The organism is Caballeronia sp. J97, assembly GCF_905220305.1.
Lineage (GTDB): Bacteria > Pseudomonadota > Gammaproteobacteria > Burkholderiales > Burkholderiaceae > Caballeronia.
The window spans coordinates 565,991-584,328 of record NZ_CAJMZL010000001.1; the positions used below are offsets into that span (position 1 = coordinate 565,991).

Sequence of the window (18,338 nt, forward strand, 5' to 3'; positions counted from 1 at the left end):
GTTGGGCATTGGGACGCAATGCGTCTCAATGCCTAACTTCAATGTGGGCAACACCCGTCAACGGCTCGGGCGGTCTGCGCGCATATAAGTGAGGCTCGCTATCTGGTTGCATGTATGACTTTCATGAAATCAGAAAAGCGGTGTCGCACGGCGGCTGTGCGGGCGGATTGACGGCAAGGCTGGTCGCGCTCTTGGAGCTTCTGTTGGCAGATGCGGCGAGCGACGTTGAAGTGGTCGCACGGGACCTTGGGCTCAAGGATGAGATGCGAGAGCGGCTTCGGCGTGCGCTGGACCGGGTTGGTTGCGCGCAGGAGGTTTTGGGAGCAATGCGGGAGGTCGGGATGGGGCGGTCGGGGCGGTCGGAGCAGCTCGAGCAGTCGGCGCGGGTGACAGAGGAAGTGTCGGCAGAGGGAAGCTGCCCGAGCGGCGGTGGCGATACTGGCCGCAGCGATGACCACAGGAGAGACGACACGCTAGACGTAATGGAACGCGTGCGGGGTGCGGTGGAATTGCTCGCAGGGGGCTGGCCACAGCACTACCCGGAGGGGGCATTGGAGTGGCGCATCTTCGATAAATTGGAGCGGCCGGCGCTAAGACATCGAGCGACGCTGCGCTGACCGGGAAGAGGCAAATTTCGTAGAAAACGCTTCTTTGCTCCAGAAGCGCTCCTGACGAAAAAAGGAAAAAAATCTAGCCACAGGGAGGGGGTCGAGACCCCCCTCGAACTCAGAAAAGTTCTGGCACTGTGAAGAAGCGTCCCTGCCTCTTCTGGCAACAGTTTGCGGCTTTTTGCCCCCGCTAGGAACGTTCCTAAATTGGTCTCAGGAACGCTTCTATTGTGGGCGAACATCGCGAAGCGCATTATCGCGACCGCATCGCCACCGTCACCGACTTCGCCAGATTCCGCGCCTTATCGACCTCAAAGACTTGCACGGCGCTAATCTCGGGCAGCGCGTCTGCGCAGAAGCAAGCGGCGTTGAAAGTTTCGCGCGTTGCCAAGACCTAGGGGGGCGAAGAGCGTCACGACCACGTCAAGGCGTCGTCGTAACTCGGAGGAATGCTTGGCTCGACTGGAAGACACCGCGTATATGTGCCGGTCCAGCGCCGGACATGTAAGTCCGAATCTTTATCGGTTCAATGAACATGGAAACGAGGTTACAGCACTCTGGCGACTTACGGTCGCCCATGGCTGCACTTACGGTGCTCGCCAGAGTCGGGACAATGCTTTTCATTGCGGCAATCCGGCTGCGAACAACTTGCGTGCGACAGCGACGACGTCGTCGTCCGCATCGATGGGAATCGGCGAGTGCGTTGCAAAGGGCACCCCCTCGCGAACGAATGTCGCTCTCGCGGCTCCGTCTTTGATTTCGATATCGAATCGCATCGTGAGTCTGCCGTCGTCGCGCACAAAGATTGTTAGCGCGTCTGCATGAGGGTACGGACCCGGCGGCTCGACTTTGAGCAATGCCCGAGCCGCGCGCTCCCAGAGGTCTTCTCCTGGGATAGGCGTAAACCGTCCTGTGGCGACAAGGGGCATCGCTGCAGCGAGGTCGTGCGCAAGATATGCTCCGCCGTGTACGCAGACTTCAGTCATCGGAGAATCCTCGCTCGTAGATAACGGCGCGAAAGCCGACCGCTATTCGACGAGTTATGCGGCGCCGGCCTGTATTCACAACGGGCTGCACTGGGACCTGCGTTGTCTTACCGCTGTTGTACTCACGCGCTGCACGCCCCGGCGAGACGTCGATACCTAGCTTTCTGAAGGTGTCTACCGCTATCTCTTCGAACGTCGCGGCCGGCGTCAGCGCCCCGGTGAACTGGTTGACGCGAGTCTTTGCGTACACGCCGATGCTTACGCGGACCAGTTTCTTTTCACGAACAAGCCTTGCGAGCACCCGCCCGACCTGCGCGCCACTTCCCAAATGCGCAACTTCAGCGCGTAGAATCACAACGTCACTGTGAGCGAGGAACCGGGCGACTCGGTCGAGTGTTGTCATTTGTTGCCTTCGTCGCTCTCGAGATTTTCCGCCGGGCGATGCGACAGTCATGGAAGTTTTCGGCGAAGTTCGGGACTCGCTATGTCATCAATATCTCGAAACGCTGACGCGACTTTCTCGATGTCGCTGGCATTTACGCCGCATTCCTCAAAGTGCTGTCGCCAATTTTTTACGGCGTGCCAAGCCTCGGCGATGTACTCACAGGCGACCTCTTCAGAAAGCCAAAACTTTTGATGCCAAGAGAGTGCGTTGTCGAGCGTTGCCGCTCTTCCATACTCTCCGACTTGAAGATGCAAGAACCGGTCAAATGCGAAGCTTGGTCTCGGGACGACGTCGAAACAAGGACTCAGTTGCCACGTTCGAAACGCGCTGTTGTAAATGTAGCCAGTGTTGCGAAGATGTCCGTCGTCATTGCTCACGAAGATGTCAATTAACATTCGCTTGTAAATCTGCGCGGCATCATCGACGCCGATAGCGGTGCGGCTGTGCACGAGCCCGGCAGCCGCTACATCCGCGTATGACGCGAAACGCGATTCCATCTCTGTGTAGCCTGTCATCGTGAGCGCGCTCGCGTAGAACGCGCGACGCCCCACTGTTCCGGCTTTTGGTTCGGCTCGGGCTCGTTCTTGACCCGCCGGATGCGATGTTGAACTCGTCGTCGGTGCCCGAACGCGGTCGAATCGCTGGGACAGGAAGACGCGGCGGTCGCCTATTGCGACTGTTCTGACCGTAGGCACATGAACACCCGTCTTTGCCGCCAATAAAAGCGTAGCGTATTCCGCACTTGAAACGTCGAACGCGTCGCTCCTCGTCGGGAATTTCGCTAACCACGATACGCCCTTCGCGTCGCAAAACGAAGCTTTCGGCCGAGCGCCACCCAACCCTGCACCTTGAATGAAAATTGCCTGACGTTCGGGTGGGATAGGAAGGCCCTCGTCGATGCGCTCGACCACTTCGTCAATTTCGCCTAGGTCGACGGAGTCATCGACTTGCGACGACGGTCCCGTATCCGAGCCGAGCCGAAAGTCGAGAGCTCCGACGCGATGCGGTCCTGCGTTCAGCAGGTACTGCGCCTCGGGTAGGCCATTCAAAGGAGTTCCGAGCTTGCGCTCAATGACGCGCCGGCCAAAAGCATCGGGTGTTGCGTCGCGGAATGCGCCGAACAGCGGCAAGTCGTTCTTCGGCGCTCGCACTTTGCTCGGCGTGATAGGCTTTTCTGCAAGCGACAGGCTGACAGGGTCCAGCTCGACCCTGTTCGACTCGGCTAGATAGCGTTCGTCGTATTCGAATGTCGACGATACTCGGCCGTCGGGCTCCTCGGTAATGACGAGCCTACCGCATTGGGTCCAATCGCCATCGAGATGAGCGAACACGAGAAGATTCTTTGCGCCAGTCATGCTGTCTTCCCGAAAGTAGCTTCGAGCTTAGATTCAAGCTCAACGCGTACGGATGGCTCGCCGATTCCGAACATTCCATCTGTCTTCACAAGATGTTCGCAGCACCCACTTCCACCGTGCAAAGGCGCTCCGATGTATCAGTAACTGCAGGGACATTGCCGTCGAAGATTTCTAGCGCGATAGACGGCAAGGCTTCAGTGTCCACATCGAGGTCTCTAGGCCCCTCGTCGCCTGCGACGAAAGTTCGCTCGGTTGCGACGGGCTCACTTGTAACTCTCGTGACCATGATGTCCTCCTTGCTGCGCTAGCTATCAGCTTTCTATACAGCCAAGCGTTTCAGATATTCGAAGGCGACCTTCGCGACAGCTACAATGTCCTGCGCTTCGCAACACAACGTCTCATTCACGTCTGTCGTATCGGCAAGAGGCCAAGCAGCGAATATTCTCCATCCGCCGTCTACACGATGGATGCAAACCCTTCCTTCGAAGACGGTGCCCGATTCACCCTCAAACGACTTCTCGATGAAAGCGGTAAAAACATTGACTTTTGGATACGGCGCGAAAGGATATTCGAAGCCGAATTCGGTCAGCGTCGCTCGTGCACGACGCCAGAGTGGCATGCGTGGGTCCAGCTCTGCGGCTACGCGGTAGAGCGGCTCTGCTTCAACGAGTGCCTCTTCGTGCTGTCCCTCGAAAAATTTGACCACAGTTCTCGTAGTCTCTTGAGCCCGCACCATTGCGGAATGACGAACTCGTTTGTAGTCTTTAGTATTATCGAGCATCTCTATTGGACGGCGGCCGCCTAGATGGCCCCAAGCTGAAAGGAGGAAGTCGAGTCGTGACACAGCAGGCAGAGGTTGCAGCAAGCGGGAAACTGACTGGAGCCGCTCAAGGTTGATTCGCGGATTTGCGAAAATGCTCGGATAGTACGAAACTCCGTCAACGCAGATATCAAAAATGCAGCCTTGCTCTGCTAAGCTCTCGAGCTGCTCGGCTGTGATGGACAGCAGGCGAAGAAGCAATCCACGGGAAATGAGCGTTCCGTCTTCGAGCATGCCTCGCCGACTGCGCAGCACTTCATCCTCAATGCACTCTTCGTTCAGCTCGCGAACGTCAGGCGCGAAATCGCCCTCGAACATGTAATCTAAATTCGCGTCGCGCCCGGCAAGAAGGACAACCTTCTCCCTGACTGTCCGGTCGTATTGCGCATCGTAGTCAAAGGTAGCGCCAAAGTAAGACGGAGCATGAAGTGATTGGGAGAGGCCGTCGTCCCGAAAACGTACCTCGCAGCGCCAATCGACCTGCGGCTCGACACGTCGCAATTCTTCCGCTTCGGATATGTCAGCGCATCCTGATATCAGAAGCACTTCGGCGTCAGGGTCAAGCGCGTTCAGCTTTGCAATCAAACTGGAGACCTTCACGGAGTCGCTCCCTATGGTCATCTACCTAACCGGTTCGGATTCGGACGTATCTATCAGGCATGCGAACTTGAAGTTCTCGCTCTCAAGCTTCAGCTTCGTGATGTCCGCAAGCATGAAGCGATTGCTCGCATAGCCGGCAGGATTGGTCACAACTCGGCACTTGCCGACTCTGTAATCAAAGCTGTCGTGAACGTGCCGTGGAACCAAAAATCGGCTTGTGCAACGAGCTCGGATAGGTCGCTGACGAACGCTGCATTCAGAAGGTCAGCCTCCGGACCGAGAAGCCCTCTACTTGGGCCTCTGTATCTTGGATGTACTGACAGCGAGTGCACGCCGTGGTGCGTCACACCGACAGTGAGTCCGTCGTAGGATGTGGCGAGCTGGTCCGAGAGCCACGCATACGACTCGCGATTTTCGGTCAACGCATCACTCGGGAGAAATCGCTCGTCCGCCTCTTTTCGAATCTTCCGGTGGTCATTCAAGAATCGCTGCGCCTGCTGCATGGCGCTCGCCTGGAGGTCCACGCCGTACAGCCGATAATCGGTCCACAGCGTGCGGCCGAGAAATCGCACACCGCCGAAATCAGCTGCGTTCCGTTCCAAGAAGCGTACAGATGTACCGTCGGCCCGCTCACGCAACTGAGCAAGTGTGGTCGCAAAGTCGCGGCTGTAGAACTCGTGATTTCCGGCGACGAGAATCACTGGCACGGGCCAGTCTGCGAACAGCTCGATGGCGTCGGCTCCCGACGCTATGTCTCCTGCGAGCACGAGCACGTCCGCCCCGCGAGCCGGCCTGATAAGCGTCTCCCCAGGAAATGGCGACGCGAAAAACTCAAGATGTAAGTCGGAAGCAAGTTGAGTCTGCATCTCTCATTTGCCCAGGTAGAGTACAGTCAAAGTCCACCGTGCGAGCTTGTCGCAAACGGTTGCCTCGTCCCGCAGTATTCCGAAGACTTCCTCATTCGAAGCACGCGCGTACCTCCGCAACGCCGTCGCTTGCCGACGGCGCTTTTCGACAATGCAGCGCTCCGCCTTGCTTTTGAACGCAAATCGCTGGCCTCGGCGCCGCTGCACTGGCCCAAGCATTTGTTGCCTTAGAACCGTCTTGCGAACAAAGTCGCGCGAGACAAAGGGTTGCGATGCTAGCTTGGTCGTCTATTACCTTCTCCGCCCTGAACTCCCCGCCTCGTCGTTCGCATTGCGCGCCCTCACTCGGTAACGCGTTCAATAGCCCGCTGCGTCCGCTCATGGACCTTTCTAGCGAGCTCGACTCCCACCGACTCCATACACGGCTGTTCTTCCGACAACGCGTAGAAGCTCCATTCCATTAGTCGAAGAATCAGTTCTGACTCGTGGTCGGATAGCTCCAATACCAACGCTGCTTTCGCAACGAGCTCCGGGTCAGGATGGACGCTGTCGACTCTCTCGCAGCCCTCGAGCATCGCGACCAACTGGATGCAACAGAGGTAGGAAGCGTCGAAAGCCAGCATGAGTTTGTGCGCCGGAGATGTACGACTGCCATCGCAGCTAGCAAGAAGTTGAGAGGCTCGCCTCAACCGCGAGGCGCCAAACGCCGGCTGTTCAAAAGTCGTGGATGTTTCTGTCATCAAATCACCATCATTTCTTGCCCGGCCGAGGCTCGTAATTGTTACGAGGCTCCGTCCGTCTGGCGTGCCCACGCTCAGGTGGATTCGAGGGTCGCACGGGGCGGATTCCGTGTTCTGACGCTGAAGCGCCATGTCGGGAGACCGCAATGCAGCTCGCTTGAGTCGCGCCAGTTGGCGCAGCCACGTTACCTCTACTGCCCGTATACAACCTTATTTGGCTACTTTAGGCAAGATAAAATTTACCTAACAACCTCCGCAAAGCCCATCCATGATGCAGGTCTCGCTTCTCACAAATTTCAATATAAAACCGTTTTTGGATACACCTTATTTGGATATAGACGCGGATGTGACACTTAATTAGAGTTTTGGGCGATATGCCCGCCCCTACGTCTTCCCGAACCCTTCTTGCTAAAAATTTAAATATTCACCGGAAGCGCCTTGGCGTCTCTCAGGTGGCTGTGTCGCGCGCCGCAGGTTTGGGAGCAAACACGGTCGGGAAAATTGAAAAGCGGATGCCCAACGTTCACCTCGACACTGTGAACAGACTAGCTATCGCCCTCGATGTCGACCCCTGCTTGTTGTTGGCGGTTGACTCGAGTGCCAGTGGTAATGGGTCTTACGTGGAGCGTGAACTTGGCGTCTGCGTCGCTGGGAACACCAAGCGACTACGAACGTCGCTCGGCCTCACCCAAGAGGAAGTCGCTCTTCGGTCCGGTTTGACTCGGTTTTATGTTTACAGAGTTGAAAGCGAGAACGTCTCGATAGCGTTGGGGACTTTGGACGCGTTAGCTTGCGCTTTCGGGGTCGAAGCATGGCAATTGCTAACGTAGCTGCCAAGAAATTGCATCAAACGGCAGTTCCGAGAGGCAGCGCAACATCGCCAGCGGCAAATCACGAGCAGCACGGCAACCGTTGCGACAAACTGAGGACTTCCTCTAAAAGTGGCGAAGCGTTCTGTTTTGCTGCGCTGCAAACGACTTTCTCGGAAAGCGTCAAACAATGTTGTCTCGTTTTTTTGTCATCGGCAAAGCTGCAGACTTTGTTGCACGTTTCTAACGGACGAAAAAAAAGGCGCTACGTTTCCGTAGCGCCTTAAAAGTTCTAGCCATTCCGAGGGCCGTGCTAGAACCTGAGAGCCTGTCTTTCGAGTCCTGAGCGGAAAGCGCTGGCGCGCACATCACTTCCGGTTTCGAAATTCGGTTCCATTTTTTCCGGGATCGCTGCCCAAGTCAAGCAAAATTTCGCAGTCCGGGCAACTGCCCAAGTTTCGTTCAAGTTGTCCGGATTCCCGGAAAAGTTTCATGATCGATGTACCTTATCGCGAAGGCTTGCATGGTTTGCAAGTTTCTCGGCGCAGCCTTGTAGAATTGAGCCGCATCATCAAACAAAACGATGTTTCACAAAACAAATGCCTATGCAAAATGAACGGTCGCCAGGTCGGGAGCGCGCCCGAGAGAAGGACGGAGAGGAAGTCACGGCGCTCGCGCGCGGGCTGGATGTGCTGCGCCGGATCGCGGCCGCGGACGCGCCTGTCAGCAATCGCGAGCTGACCGACTGGACGGGCATTCCGAAGCCGACGATTTCACGCATCACGGCGACGCTGGTCGGCGCCGGTTTGCTCCACCGCCTGCCCGACAGCGAGCGCTTCGTGCTGACCGCGTCCGTTCTGGAACTGAGTAACGGATTCCTACGCAACTTCGATATTCGTGCGCGCGCGCGGCCGTTTCTCATCCGGCTTGCCGAGCGCACCGGGTTGTCAGTGCATCTCGCCGTGCGCGATCGTCTGGAAATGGTTGTAATCGATGCCATTCGGCCGCGCTCCGCGGTGCTCGTGTCGCGGCTCGAAGTCGGCGGCAGGATGGATCTGAGCCGCACGGCAGTCGGCCGGGCGTATCTGGCGGTGCTGTCGGAGGCGGACCGGCGCGCGCTCATCGGCAGCTTGCAGACTGCATCGGGCGACGACTGGCCGACCATCGCGGGCGGCCTCCAGCGTGGCCTCGACGACGCCCTGCGCCTCGGCTTCGCGATCTCCGTCGGCGAGTGGCATCACGGATTGAACGCGGTCGCGGCGGGCTTCGTCGGGCCGTCAGGGGAACGCTATTCGGTCAATTGCGGCGGCGCCGCGCATCAATGCCCGCAAGACACACTGATCAACGAAGTCGCGCCCGCGCTGCTCGATTGCGTAGGACTGATCACGCGCGAGATCGGCGGCACGCACGCCACGGACGCCCTGCGCGCCGCCGGTTAGACTACGCGCACCGTGCGCGACGGCGGCCGCGCGGCCGAAACACATCGAAAGCACGCACCGATGCGCGTGTAACACTCGTAATCAACAGAAAGAATGGCCGGTGGACGGCCCCGGATGCGGGACGTAGCATCATGCTTCGCGCGCACCGGGGCCGCGCCGGATTCCCTGCCTGACGTGACAGGCATGCTTTCCAGCCGCTCTCAACGGCCCCGCTTTACTCACGGCCTCCGCTTCGGTCGCGGTTCATGCGCGCGGCGCATCGCTTCGCGCGTCTGAACCGTGATCGCCGCCCGCCCGCGCTTCGTACAGATTTGAAAGACCCAGCCACCGAACCGATGGACGACCAAAAGAATCCCCCCGGGCAATCGCGCCCGACGCCTCCAACGCCTGCCGCCATCGAACCCGCGCCGCGGCGCCGCCGGATCGTGCCGCTCGTCGTCGCGGTCCTGATCGTCGCCGGCGCGATCGTGTGGTGGCATCCCTGGAATCGCGGCAGCGGAGACGGCGCGAGCGGCCCGCCGGAAGCCCGTCAAGGCGGACGTCGCGGCATGCCGAACCCGATGAACCAGCCGCAGCCGGTGCATGTGGCGACGGTCACGGAAGGCGAAATGCCCGTCGTCATCAATTCGCTCGGCACCGTCACGCCGCTCGCGAACGTCACGGTCAAGACGCAGTTGAACGGCACGCTGGTCGACGTCGCCTTCAAGGAGGGCCAGATGGTCAAGAAGGGCGACGTGCTCGCTCAGATCGACCCGCGCCCCTATGAAATCTCGCTGCGCAACGCGCAAGGCGCGCTCGCGAAAGACCAGGCGCTCCTGCAAACCGCGCGGCTCGACCTGCAGCGCTATCAGACGCTGCTCTCGCAGGATTCCATCGCCAAGCAGCAGGTCGACACGCAGGCGTCGCTCGTGAAGCAGTACGAAGGCACGGTGAAATCCGATCAGGCCAATGTCGACACCTACAAGCTCGATCTGACCTACGCGCGCATCACGGCGCCGGTGTCCGGGCGCGTCGGCCTGCGTCAGGTCGATCCGGGCAACTACGTGACCACGGGCGACACGAACGGCGTCGTCGTCATTACGCAGTTGCAGCCGATCAGCGTGATCTTCACGACGTCCGAGGACAACCTCGCCGCCATTCTCAAGCCGTTGCACGCGGGCACGAAGATGTCGGTGACGGCCTACGACCGCGCGAACACCAGGTCGCTCGAAGCGGGCTACCTCGAAACCGTCGACAACCAGATCGACACGACGACCGGCACCGTGAAATTGCGCGCCACCTTCGACAACAAGGAAAGCATGCTTTTCCCGAATCAGTTCGTGAACACGAAGCTGCTCGTCGACGTGATCAAGAACGCGACCATCGTGCCGACATCGGCGGTGCTCAACGGCTCGTCGGGTTCGTTCGTGTATGTCGTGAAGCCCGACAACACCGTCACCGTGCGCAACGTGAAGACCGGCCCGGTCGACGGCGAGCGCACCAGCATCAGGTCCGGACTGCAAACGGGCGAGCGCGTGGTCATCGACGGCTCCGACCGCCTGAAGGAAGGCGCGAAGATCACGATTCCGGCCGAAAAGGCAAAGGCCGCTTCGGGTGCGTCGGGTGCGTCCGGCGCGTCGGGTGCGGCGCCGGCTTCGGCGGCGTCGGGCGCGCGGCATGGCGGGCATCGGCGTCAGCAATCGCAACAGCAGTAATCGCAGGCAATACGTCACGAATCCGGCATGAATCCATCCCGCATTTTTATTCTGCGTCCGGTCGGCACGGCGCTCCTGATGGCGGCGATCATGCTGGTCGGCCTCGTCGCGCTGCGCTTTTTGCCGCTCTCCGCGCTGCCCGCCGTCGACTATCCGACGATCCAGGTCCAGACCTTCTATCCGGGCGCGTCGCCGGACGTGATGACATCGAGCGTCACCGCGCCGCTCGAAAAGCAGTTCGGGCAGATGGCGAGCCTGAACCAGATGTCGTCGCAGAGTTCGGCGGGCGCGTCGGTCATCACGCTGCAGTTCAGCCTCGACTTGCCGCTCGATATCGCCGAGCAGGAAGTGCAGGCGGCGATCAACGCGGCGGGCAATCTGCTGCCGTCCGACCTGCCCGCGCCGCCGATCTACGCGAAGGTGAATCCCGCCGACGCGCCCATCATGACGCTCGCGGTCAGCTCGAAAACATTGCCCTTGACGCAGGTGCAGGATCTCGCCGACACGCGCCTCGCGCAGAAGATCTCGCAAGTGGCGGGCGTGGGCCTCGTGTCGGTGAGCGGCGGCAATCGTCCCGCCGTGCGCATTCGCGCGAACACGCGCGCGCTGGCGTCCTACGGCCTGAACATCGACGATCTGCGCACGACGATCTCCAACCTCAACGTCAACACGCCGAAGGGCAACTTCGACGGCCCGACGCGCGCCTACACGATCAACGCGAACGACCAGCTCACCGACGCCGACGCGTACAAGAGCGCGGTGGTCGCGTATCGCAACGGCCGTCCGGTGATGCTGACGGATGTCGCGAGCATCGTGGAGGGGCCGGAGAACACGAAGCTCGGCGCGTGGGTCGATTCGACGCCCGCGATCATCCTGAACGTGCAGCGTCAGCCGGGCGCGAACGTGATCGCCGTCGTCGACGGCATCAAGAAGATCCTGCCGCAATTGCAGCAGTCGCTGCCTGCGGCGCTCGACGTGCGTATCGTCACCGACCGCACCACGACCATCCGCGCATCGGTTCGCGACGTGCAGTTCGAGCTCGCGCTGTCCGTCGTGCTGGTCGTGCTCGTCATCTATCTGTTTCTCGCGAACGTCTACGCGACCATCATTCCGAGCCTGTCGGTGCCGCTGTCGCTCGTCGGCACGCTCGCGATCATGTACCTGTGCGGCTTCTCGCTCGACAACCTCTCGCTGATGGCGCTGACCATCGCGACCGGCTTCGTCGTCGACGACGCCATTGTGATGATCGAGAACATCGCGCGTTACGTCGAGGAAGGCGATCCACCGCTCGAAGCGGCGTTGAAGGGTTCGAAGCAGATCGGCTTCACCATCATCTCGCTGACGGTTTCGCTGATCGCGGTGCTGATCCCGCTGCTGTTCATGGGCGATGTGGTCGGCCGCCTCTTCCATGAATTCGCCATTACGCTCGCCGTGACCATCGTCATTTCGGCGATCGTCTCCCTCACGCTCGTGCCGATGATGTGCGCGAAGCTCCTGCGCCACACGCCGCCGAAGGAGAGCAAGCGCTTCGAGGCGCGCGCGCACCAGTTCATCGATTACGTGATCGGGCGTTATGCGGTCGCGCTGAACTGGGTGCTCGCACGGCAACACGCGACGCTGTTCGTCTTCGTGCTCACGCTCGTTTTTACCGCCGTGCTGTATGTCTACATTCCGAAGGGCTTCTTCCCGACGCAGGACACCGGCGTGATCCAGGCGATCACGCAGGCGCCGCAGGCCGCTTCGTATCAGGCCGTCGCCGAGCAGCAGCAGGCGCTCGCGAAGAAAATCCTGCAGAACCCGGATGTCGAAAGCCTGACCTCGTTCGTCGGCGTGGACGGCTCGAACATCACGCTCAACAGCGGGCGCATGCTCATCAACCTGAAGCCGCGCGACGACCGCAGCAACACGTCGAGCGACATCATCCGCACGATCCAGGACGAAGTCGCCGATATTCCCGGCATCAAGCTCTACATGCAGCCGGTGCAGGATCTGACGATCGATTCAACCGTCAGCCCGACGCAATATCAGTTCATGCTGACGGACCCGAACCCGTCGGAGTTCGCCGAATGGGTGCCGAAACTCGTCGAGCGTCTGCAGCACACGTCGATCCTGACGGATGTCGCCACCGATCTCCAGCAGAACGGCCAGTCCGTCTATATCGAGATCGACCGGGAAACGGCCGCGCGCTTCGGCATCACGCCGGCGACCGTCGACAACGCGCTCTACGATGCCTTCGGACAGCGCATCATCTCGACCATCTTCACGCAGTCGAACCAGTACCGCGTGATTCTGGAGGCGGAACCGTCCGACGCGCACTACAGCGAAACGCTCAACGGCATCTACCTGCCTTCTTCCACCGCGACGAACGGCCAGGTGCCGCTCTCGGCCATCGCGAAGTTCCACGAACGCGCGGCGCCCTTGCTCGTCACGCACCTCGGCCAGTTCCCGGCGACGACCGTTTCCTTCAACCTCGCGAAGGGCGCATCGCTCGGCGAGGCCGTGAAGGCGATCGAGCAGGCGAAGCAGGAGATCGGCTTGCCGGCGTCGTTCCAGATCCGCTATCAGGGCGCGGCGCTCGCTTTCCAGGCGTCGCTGTCGAACGAGCTGTTCCTGATTCTCGCAGCGATCGTGACGATGTACATCGTGCTCGGCGTGCTGTACGAGAGCTTCATCCATCCGATCACGATTCTCTCGACGCTACCCTCCGCGGGCGTCGGCGCGCTGCTTTCGCTGATGATCACCGGACACGATCTGGACATCATCGGGATCATCGGCATCGTGCTGTTGATCGGCATCGTGAAGAAGAACGCGATCATGATGATCGACTTCGCGCTCGAAGCGGAGCGCGACGAAGGCAAGCCGCCGCGCGAAGCGATCTTCCAGGCGTGTCTCCTGCGCTTTCGCCCGATTCTCATGACGACGATGGCCGCGCTGCTCGGCGCGCTGCCGCTGATGGTCGGCTGGGGCGCGGGCTCGGAGCTGCGGCATCCGCTCGGCATCGCGATCGTCGGCGGTCTGATCGTGTCGCAATTGCTCACGCTCTTCACGACGCCCGTCATCTATCTCGGCTTCGATTCCCTCGCCCGCAAGCTGCGCGAGCGCTTTCATCGCGGCGCGCCCCCGGCGCCGGCGAGCGAAGGACGCTGAGCCATGAATCTGTCGCGCATCTTCATCGACCGGCCCGTCGCGACGACGCTGCTCGCGATCGGCATCGCGCTTGCGGGCATGTTCGCGTTCGTGCGGCTGCCGGTCGCGCCCTTGCCGCAAGTCGATTTCCCGACGATCTCCGTGCAGGCGTCCTTGCCCGGCGCGAGCCCGGAGACGGTGGCGACGAGCGTCGCAAGTCCGCTGGAGCGGCATCTGGGCACCATCGCCGATGTCAGCGAAATGACGTCGATGAGTTCGGTCGGCACGACGCGCATCACGCTGCAATTCGGCCTGAATCGCGACATCGACGGCGCCGCGCGCGACGTGCAGGCCGCGATCAACGCCGCGCGCGCCGATCTGCCGACCGCGCTGCGCCAGAACCCGACGTACCACAAGGTCAACCCCGCTGACGCGCCGATCCTCGTGCTCGCGCTCTCGTCGCCCACGCGCACGGCGGGCGCGCTCTACGACTCCGCCGCGACCGTGCTGCAGCAGACGCTGTCCACCGTCGCGGGCGTCGGCGAAGTCGACGTGAGCGGCTCCGCGAATCCGGCCGTGCGGGTCGAGCTGGAACCGGGCGCGCTCTTTCATTACGGCATCGGGCTGGAGGACGTGCGCGCCGCGCTCGCATCGGCGAACGCGAACAGCCCCAAGGGCGCGATCGAGTTCAAGGGCACGCGCGTCCAGCTCTACACCAACGATCAGGCAAGCAAGGCCGCGCAGTACAAGGACCTCGTGGTTGCATACCGCAACGGCTCGGCGGTGAAGCTGTCGGATGTCGGCGAAGTGGTCGATTCGGTCGAGGACCTGCGCAACCTCGGCCTCATCAACAACAAGCGCGCGGTGCTCGTGATCCTGTATCGCCAGCCGGGCGCGAACATCATCGAGACGATCGACCGCGTGAAGTCGATGTTGCCGCAGTTGCAGGCCGCCCTGCCCGCCGACGTGCAGATCACGCCGACCGCCGACCGCTCCACGACCATCCGCGCGTCGCTGCACGACACCGAGCTCACGCTCGTCATCGCGGTGGCGCTCGTCGTGATGGTGGTGTTCCTGTTTCTGCGCAACTGGCGCGCGACGCTGATACCGAGCGTCGCCGTGCCGATATCGATCATCGGCACCTTCGCGGCGATGTACCTGCTCGGCTTCTCGCTCGACAATCTCTCGCTGATGGCGCTCACTATCGCAACGGGCTTCGTCGTCGACGACGCGATCGTCGTGCTGGAGAACATCACGCGGCATGTCGAGAAAGGCGTGCCGCGCATGGAGGCGGCCATCATCGGCGCGCGCGAGGTCGGCTTCACGGTGCTGTCGATCAGCGTGTCGCTCGTCGCGGTGTTCCTGCCGATCCTGCTGATGGGCGGCATCGTCGGACGGCTGTTTCGTGAATTCGCGCTGACGCTGTCGCTCGCGATCGGCGTGTCGCTCGTCGTGTCGCTGACCGTCACGCCGATGATGTGCTCGCGCCTTCTCGACGAACCGCACGAGCGCAAGCAGGAAGGACGCATCGCGCGCTGGCTGGAGCGCCAGTTCGATCGCATGCAGCGTGGCTATGCGCGCACGCTCGGCTGGGCGCTCGCGCATCCGCGCACGATTCTCGTCATCCTGCTCGCGACCATCGGGCTGAACGTTTTTCTGTACATCATCGTGCCGAAGGGCTTTTTCCCGCAGCAGGACACGGGACGCATCATCGGCGGCATTCAGGCGGACCAGAGCACGTCTTTCCAGGCGATGAAGCTCAAGTTCGCGGAGATGATGAAAATCGTCGAGGCGGATCCCGCCGTGGACAGCGTGGCCGGCTTCACGGGCGGACGCTCGACCAACTCGGGCTTCATGTTCATATCGCTCAAGCCGAAAAGCGAGCGCAAAGTATCGGCCGATCAGGTGATCAACCGCTTGCGCAAGCCGCTCGCGGACGTCGCCGGGGCGCGCACCTTCCTTCAGGCCGTCCAGGACATTCGCGTGGGCGGCCGGCAGTCGAACGCGCAGTATCAATTCACGCTGCTGTCCGACTCCACGTCTGATCTCTACAAGTGGGGGCCGCTTCTCACCGACGCGCTGCAAAAGCGCCCCGAACTCGCCGACGTCAACTCCGACCAGCAGCAAGGCGGCCTGGAGGCGATGGTCACGTTCGACCGCGCGACCGCTGCACGCCTGAACATCAAGCCGGCGCAGATCGACAACACGCTCTACGACGCATTCGGCCAGCGCCAGGTGTCGACCATTTACAACCCGCTGTCGCAGTATCACGTGGTGATGGAGCTCGCGCCGAAATACTGGCAGGACCCGGAGATGCTCAAGCAGATCTACATCAGCACGTCGGGCGGCACGGCGAGCGGCGCGGCATCGACCCAATCGACCACCACGTCGGGCACGACGACGACCGCCTCGACGTCCGCCACCGGCTCGACCGGCGCGGGCGGCTCGTCGACCAGCAGCAGCGACACCACAGCCGCCCTCGCGCTCGCCGCCGTGAAGAACTCGGCGACCAACGCCATCGCGGCGACGGGCAAGAGCGGCTCGTCGTCGGGCGCGGCGGTGTCGACATCGAAGGAAACGATGGTCCCGCTTTCGGCCATCGCCAAATTCGGGCCGGGCAATACGCCGCTCTCGGTGAATCACCAGAGCCAGTTCGTCGCGTCGACGATCTCGTTCAACCTGCCTCCGGGCAAATCGCTGTCGGACGCGACCGCCGCAATCTACGCAACGATGGCCGAACTCGGCGTGCCGCAGACCATTCACGGCAGCTTCCAGGGCACGGCGCAGGCATTCCAGCAATCGCTCAACGATCAGCCGCTCCTGATTCTCGCGGCGCTCGCGGCGGTCTACATCGTGCTCGGAATTCTGTACGAGAGCTATATTCATCCGATCACGATCCTCTCGACGCTGCCGTCCGCGGGCATCGGCGCGCTGCTCGCGCTGCTGCTCTTCAAGACGGAGTTCAGCATCATCGCGCTGATCGCGGTGATCCTGCTCATCGGCATCGTGAAGAAGAACGCGATCATGATGGTCGACTTCGCGATCGAGGCGACGCGGCACGGCGCGCAGACGCCGCAGGACGCGATCCGCGAGGCGTGCCTGCTGCGCTTCCGTCCGATCATGATGACGACCGCGGCCGCGCTGCTCGGCGCGCTGCCGCTCGCGTTCGGCACCGGCGAAGGCTCGGAGATGCGCGCGCCGCTCGGCATCGCGATCGTCGGCGGGCTGATCGTGAGCCAGATGCTGACGCTCTATACGACGCCCGTCGTCTATCTCTACATGGACCGCTTCCGCATTCGCGCGGAAGCGCGGCGCGCGCGTCGTCAGGGTCGCGCGCGTCCGGCGGGCGCGGCGGAGTAAAAATGCTGCGGGCGCAAATGCGTCCCGCAGCACGCGGCTCCAAAATCGCCTACTTTGTCGGGTAAGGATCCACGGCGAAGGAGCGTCCCGCATGAAAACGCTGAAGGTTCTGCTGATCGGCGCGCACGGCCGCACCGGTCGACTGATCGCCGAGCGCCTGCATCACGACGCCATGCCGTTTCGCGCGATGCTGCGCAAGTCCGCGCACAAGAGCGAGTTCGCGGCGATGGGCGCGGAGATCGTGCTCGGCGACCTGACCAACGACTTCTCCCACGCGTTCGACGACATCACGCACGTCATCTATGCGGCCGGATCGGCGGACACGGAGGGCGTGCACGAGCAGCGCGCGATCGACCGCGACGCCGTCATGCGCGCCGCCGATTACGCAAGGCGCCGGCGTGTGCAGCAACTCGTCGTGGTGAGCGCGCTGTCGGCGTTTTATCCGGAGCGCAGCGGCTTCGCGCTGCGCCATTACTCGCGGATGAAGCGCGAAGCCGACGAATATATCGCGCATCGCGGCGTGCCGTTCGCGATTCTTCGGCCCGGACCGTTGTCCGACGCCGCACCCCACGGAGCGATCGCGCTCGCGAACGAGCTCACCGAACACAAGCCCGAAGTCGCCCGCGCCGATGTCGCGCGCATCGCGGTGCGCTGCGTGACGCTCGGCATCCGCAACCGGATGATCGCGTTCGTCGGCGGCGACGAACCTGTCGATATCGTGCTCGATTCGCTCAGACACGAACCGCCGCACGCCATCCGTCACGCCGCGCCGACGAGCCGGTAACCGACGCCCGTTTCCGTCACGATATGCTCGGGCTGCGCGGGATCGCGCTCGAGCTTCTGGCGCAAATGCGCCATGTAGATGCGCAGATAGTGCGGGCTTTCGACGTGCGACGGCCCCCACACGTCCACCAGCAATTGCCGGTGCGTCAGCACGCGTCCGGCGTGCCGCACGAGCGTCGATAGCAGCCGGTATTCGATCGGCGTCAGATGCACGGTCTCGCCGTTCCTCACGACACGGCGCAACGCCAGATCGACGCTCACGTCGCCGAATGTCACGACCGGCGTTTCGCTCGCGGACGTCTGATTGCGCCGCCGCAGATGCGCGCGAATCCGCGCCATCAGTTCGGAGACGCCGAAGGGCTTCGTGAGATAGTCGTCGGCGCCGGCATCGAGCGCGGCGACCTTCTCTTCCTCTTGCGTGCGCGCCGACAGCACGATGATCGGCAGCCCGGTCCATCCGCGCAGTTCGCGGATCACGTCGATGCCGTCGGTATCGGGCAGGCCGAGATCGACGATCACGAGATCGGGCTTGCGCGTCGCGGCTTCGACGAGGCCCTTTTGACCCGTTTCCGCTTCATGCACCGTCATGCCCTGCGCTTCGAGCGACACGCGCACGAAGCGGCGGATCTGCTTTTCGTCCTCGATCAGGACGACGGTAAAGGACGGCTCGTTCATGTCTTTTTATGGATCGTTACGGTGACGAACCG

Annotated in this window: 12 protein-coding genes; 7 read left to right on the forward strand and 5 right to left on the reverse strand. The window is 61.7% G+C overall.

Features of this window, described 5'->3' with window-relative positions; genetic code table 11:
- Positions 1–110 precede the first annotated feature (110 nt).
- Positions 111–617, forward strand: coding sequence for a hypothetical protein (locus U4Y90_RS02560; protein WP_321791870.1), 507 nt, complete (start codon positions 111–113; stop codon positions 615–617).
- A gap of 969 nt (positions 618–1,586) precedes the next feature.
- On the opposite strand, the gene U4Y90_RS02565 is transcribed toward U4Y90_RS02560, so the two are convergent.
- The 4 genes from U4Y90_RS02565 to U4Y90_RS02580 form a co-directional block, all read right to left on the reverse strand.
- On the reverse strand, positions 1,587–1,997 hold the full coding sequence (locus U4Y90_RS02565; RefSeq protein ID WP_321791873.1) for a DUF6088 family protein: 411 nt from the start codon (positions 1,995–1,997) through the stop codon (positions 1,587–1,589).
- Positions 1,998–2,044: 47 nt separating this feature from the next.
- The gene (locus U4Y90_RS02570) at positions 2,045–3,394 is read right to left on the reverse strand and encodes a type II toxin-antitoxin system HipA family toxin (protein WP_321791875.1); all 1,350 of its coding nucleotides are present in this window, start codon (positions 3,392–3,394) and stop codon (positions 2,045–2,047) included.
- A gap of 319 nt (positions 3,395–3,713) precedes the next feature.
- The gene (locus U4Y90_RS02575; RefSeq protein ID WP_321791876.1) at positions 3,714–4,814 is read right to left on the reverse strand and encodes a hypothetical protein; all 1,101 of its coding nucleotides are present in this window, start codon (positions 4,812–4,814) and stop codon (positions 3,714–3,716) included.
- Between the two features lie 146 nt (positions 4,815–4,960).
- Positions 4,961–5,680 carry a metallophosphoesterase gene (locus U4Y90_RS02580; protein ID WP_321791879.1) on the reverse strand — a complete coding sequence of 240 codons (720 nt, stop codon included), beginning with the start codon at positions 5,678–5,680 and terminating at the stop codon, positions 4,961–4,963.
- A 1,114-nt stretch (positions 5,681–6,794) separates the two neighbouring features.
- On the opposite strand from U4Y90_RS02580, the gene U4Y90_RS36075 reads away from it, so the two are divergent.
- From U4Y90_RS36075 to U4Y90_RS02605, 6 genes are all read left to right on the forward strand, one after another.
- On the forward strand, positions 6,795–7,250 hold the full coding sequence (locus U4Y90_RS36075; RefSeq protein ID WP_415749281.1) for a helix-turn-helix domain-containing protein: 456 nt from the start codon (positions 6,795–6,797) through the stop codon (positions 7,248–7,250).
- Positions 7,251–7,834: 584 nt separating this feature from the next.
- Positions 7,835–8,668, forward strand: a complete 834-nt coding sequence (locus U4Y90_RS02585) for an IclR family transcriptional regulator (protein WP_321791881.1) — start codon at positions 7,835–7,837, stop codon at positions 8,666–8,668.
- 335 nt (positions 8,669–9,003) lie between these two features.
- Positions 9,004–10,362 (forward strand): MdtA/MuxA family multidrug efflux RND transporter periplasmic adaptor subunit, encoded by a 1,359-nt coding sequence (locus tag U4Y90_RS02590; protein WP_321791883.1) that lies wholly within the window; start codon positions 9,004–9,006, stop codon positions 10,360–10,362.
- 9 nt (positions 10,363–10,371) lie between these two features.
- Complete coding sequence (locus U4Y90_RS02595; RefSeq protein ID WP_321792563.1) at positions 10,372–13,509, forward strand: MdtB/MuxB family multidrug efflux RND transporter permease subunit; 3,138 nt, start codon at positions 10,372–10,374, stop codon at positions 13,507–13,509.
- Positions 13,510–13,512: 3 nt separating this feature from the next.
- A complete protein-coding gene (locus tag U4Y90_RS02600; protein WP_321791885.1) occupies positions 13,513–16,848 on the forward strand; it encodes an efflux RND transporter permease subunit in 3,336 nt (1,111 codons plus the stop codon).
- 91 nt (positions 16,849–16,939) lie between these two features.
- Positions 16,940–17,632 carry an NAD(P)H-binding protein gene (locus U4Y90_RS02605; RefSeq protein ID WP_321791886.1) on the forward strand — a complete coding sequence of 231 codons (693 nt, stop codon included), beginning with the start codon at positions 16,940–16,942 and terminating at the stop codon, positions 17,630–17,632.
- Here the strand turns inward: U4Y90_RS02605 and kdpE are convergent.
- Positions 17,608–18,306 carry a two-component system response regulator KdpE gene (kdpE, locus tag U4Y90_RS02610; protein WP_321791888.1) on the reverse strand — a complete coding sequence of 233 codons (699 nt, stop codon included), beginning with the start codon at positions 18,304–18,306 and terminating at the stop codon, positions 17,608–17,610. The two genes, U4Y90_RS02605 and kdpE, sit on opposite strands and share 25 nt — an antisense overlap.
- Positions 18,307–18,338: the final 32 nt, after the last annotated feature.

Bases quoted from the DNA above. Each gene is read 5' to 3' on its own strand.
- U4Y90_RS02560 (WP_321791870.1), top strand. From the start codon at position 111: ATGTATGACTTTCATGAAATCAGAAAAGCGGTGTCGCACGGCGGCTGT.
- U4Y90_RS02565 (WP_321791873.1), bottom strand. From the start codon at position 1,997: ATGACAACACTCGACCGAGTCGCCCGGTTCCTCGCTCACAGTGACGTT.
- U4Y90_RS02570 (WP_321791875.1), bottom strand. From the start codon at position 3,394: ATGACTGGCGCAAAGAATCTTCTCGTGTTCGCTCATCTCGATGGCGAT.
- U4Y90_RS02580 (WP_321791879.1), bottom strand. From the start codon at position 5,680: ATGCAGACTCAACTTGCTTCCGACTTACATCTTGAGTTTTTCGCGTCG.
- U4Y90_RS36075 (WP_415749281.1), top strand. From the start codon at position 6,795: ATGCCCGCCCCTACGTCTTCCCGAACCCTTCTTGCTAAAAATTTAAAT.
- U4Y90_RS02585 (WP_321791881.1), top strand. From the start codon at position 7,835: ATGCAAAATGAACGGTCGCCAGGTCGGGAGCGCGCCCGAGAGAAGGAC.
- U4Y90_RS02590 (WP_321791883.1), top strand. From the start codon at position 9,004: ATGGACGACCAAAAGAATCCCCCCGGGCAATCGCGCCCGACGCCTCCA.
- U4Y90_RS02600 (WP_321791885.1), top strand. From the start codon at position 13,513: ATGAATCTGTCGCGCATCTTCATCGACCGGCCCGTCGCGACGACGCTG.
- U4Y90_RS02605 (WP_321791886.1), top strand. From the start codon at position 16,940: ATGAAAACGCTGAAGGTTCTGCTGATCGGCGCGCACGGCCGCACCGGT.
- kdpE (WP_321791888.1), bottom strand. From the start codon at position 18,306: ATGAACGAGCCGTCCTTTACCGTCGTCCTGATCGAGGACGAAAAGCAG.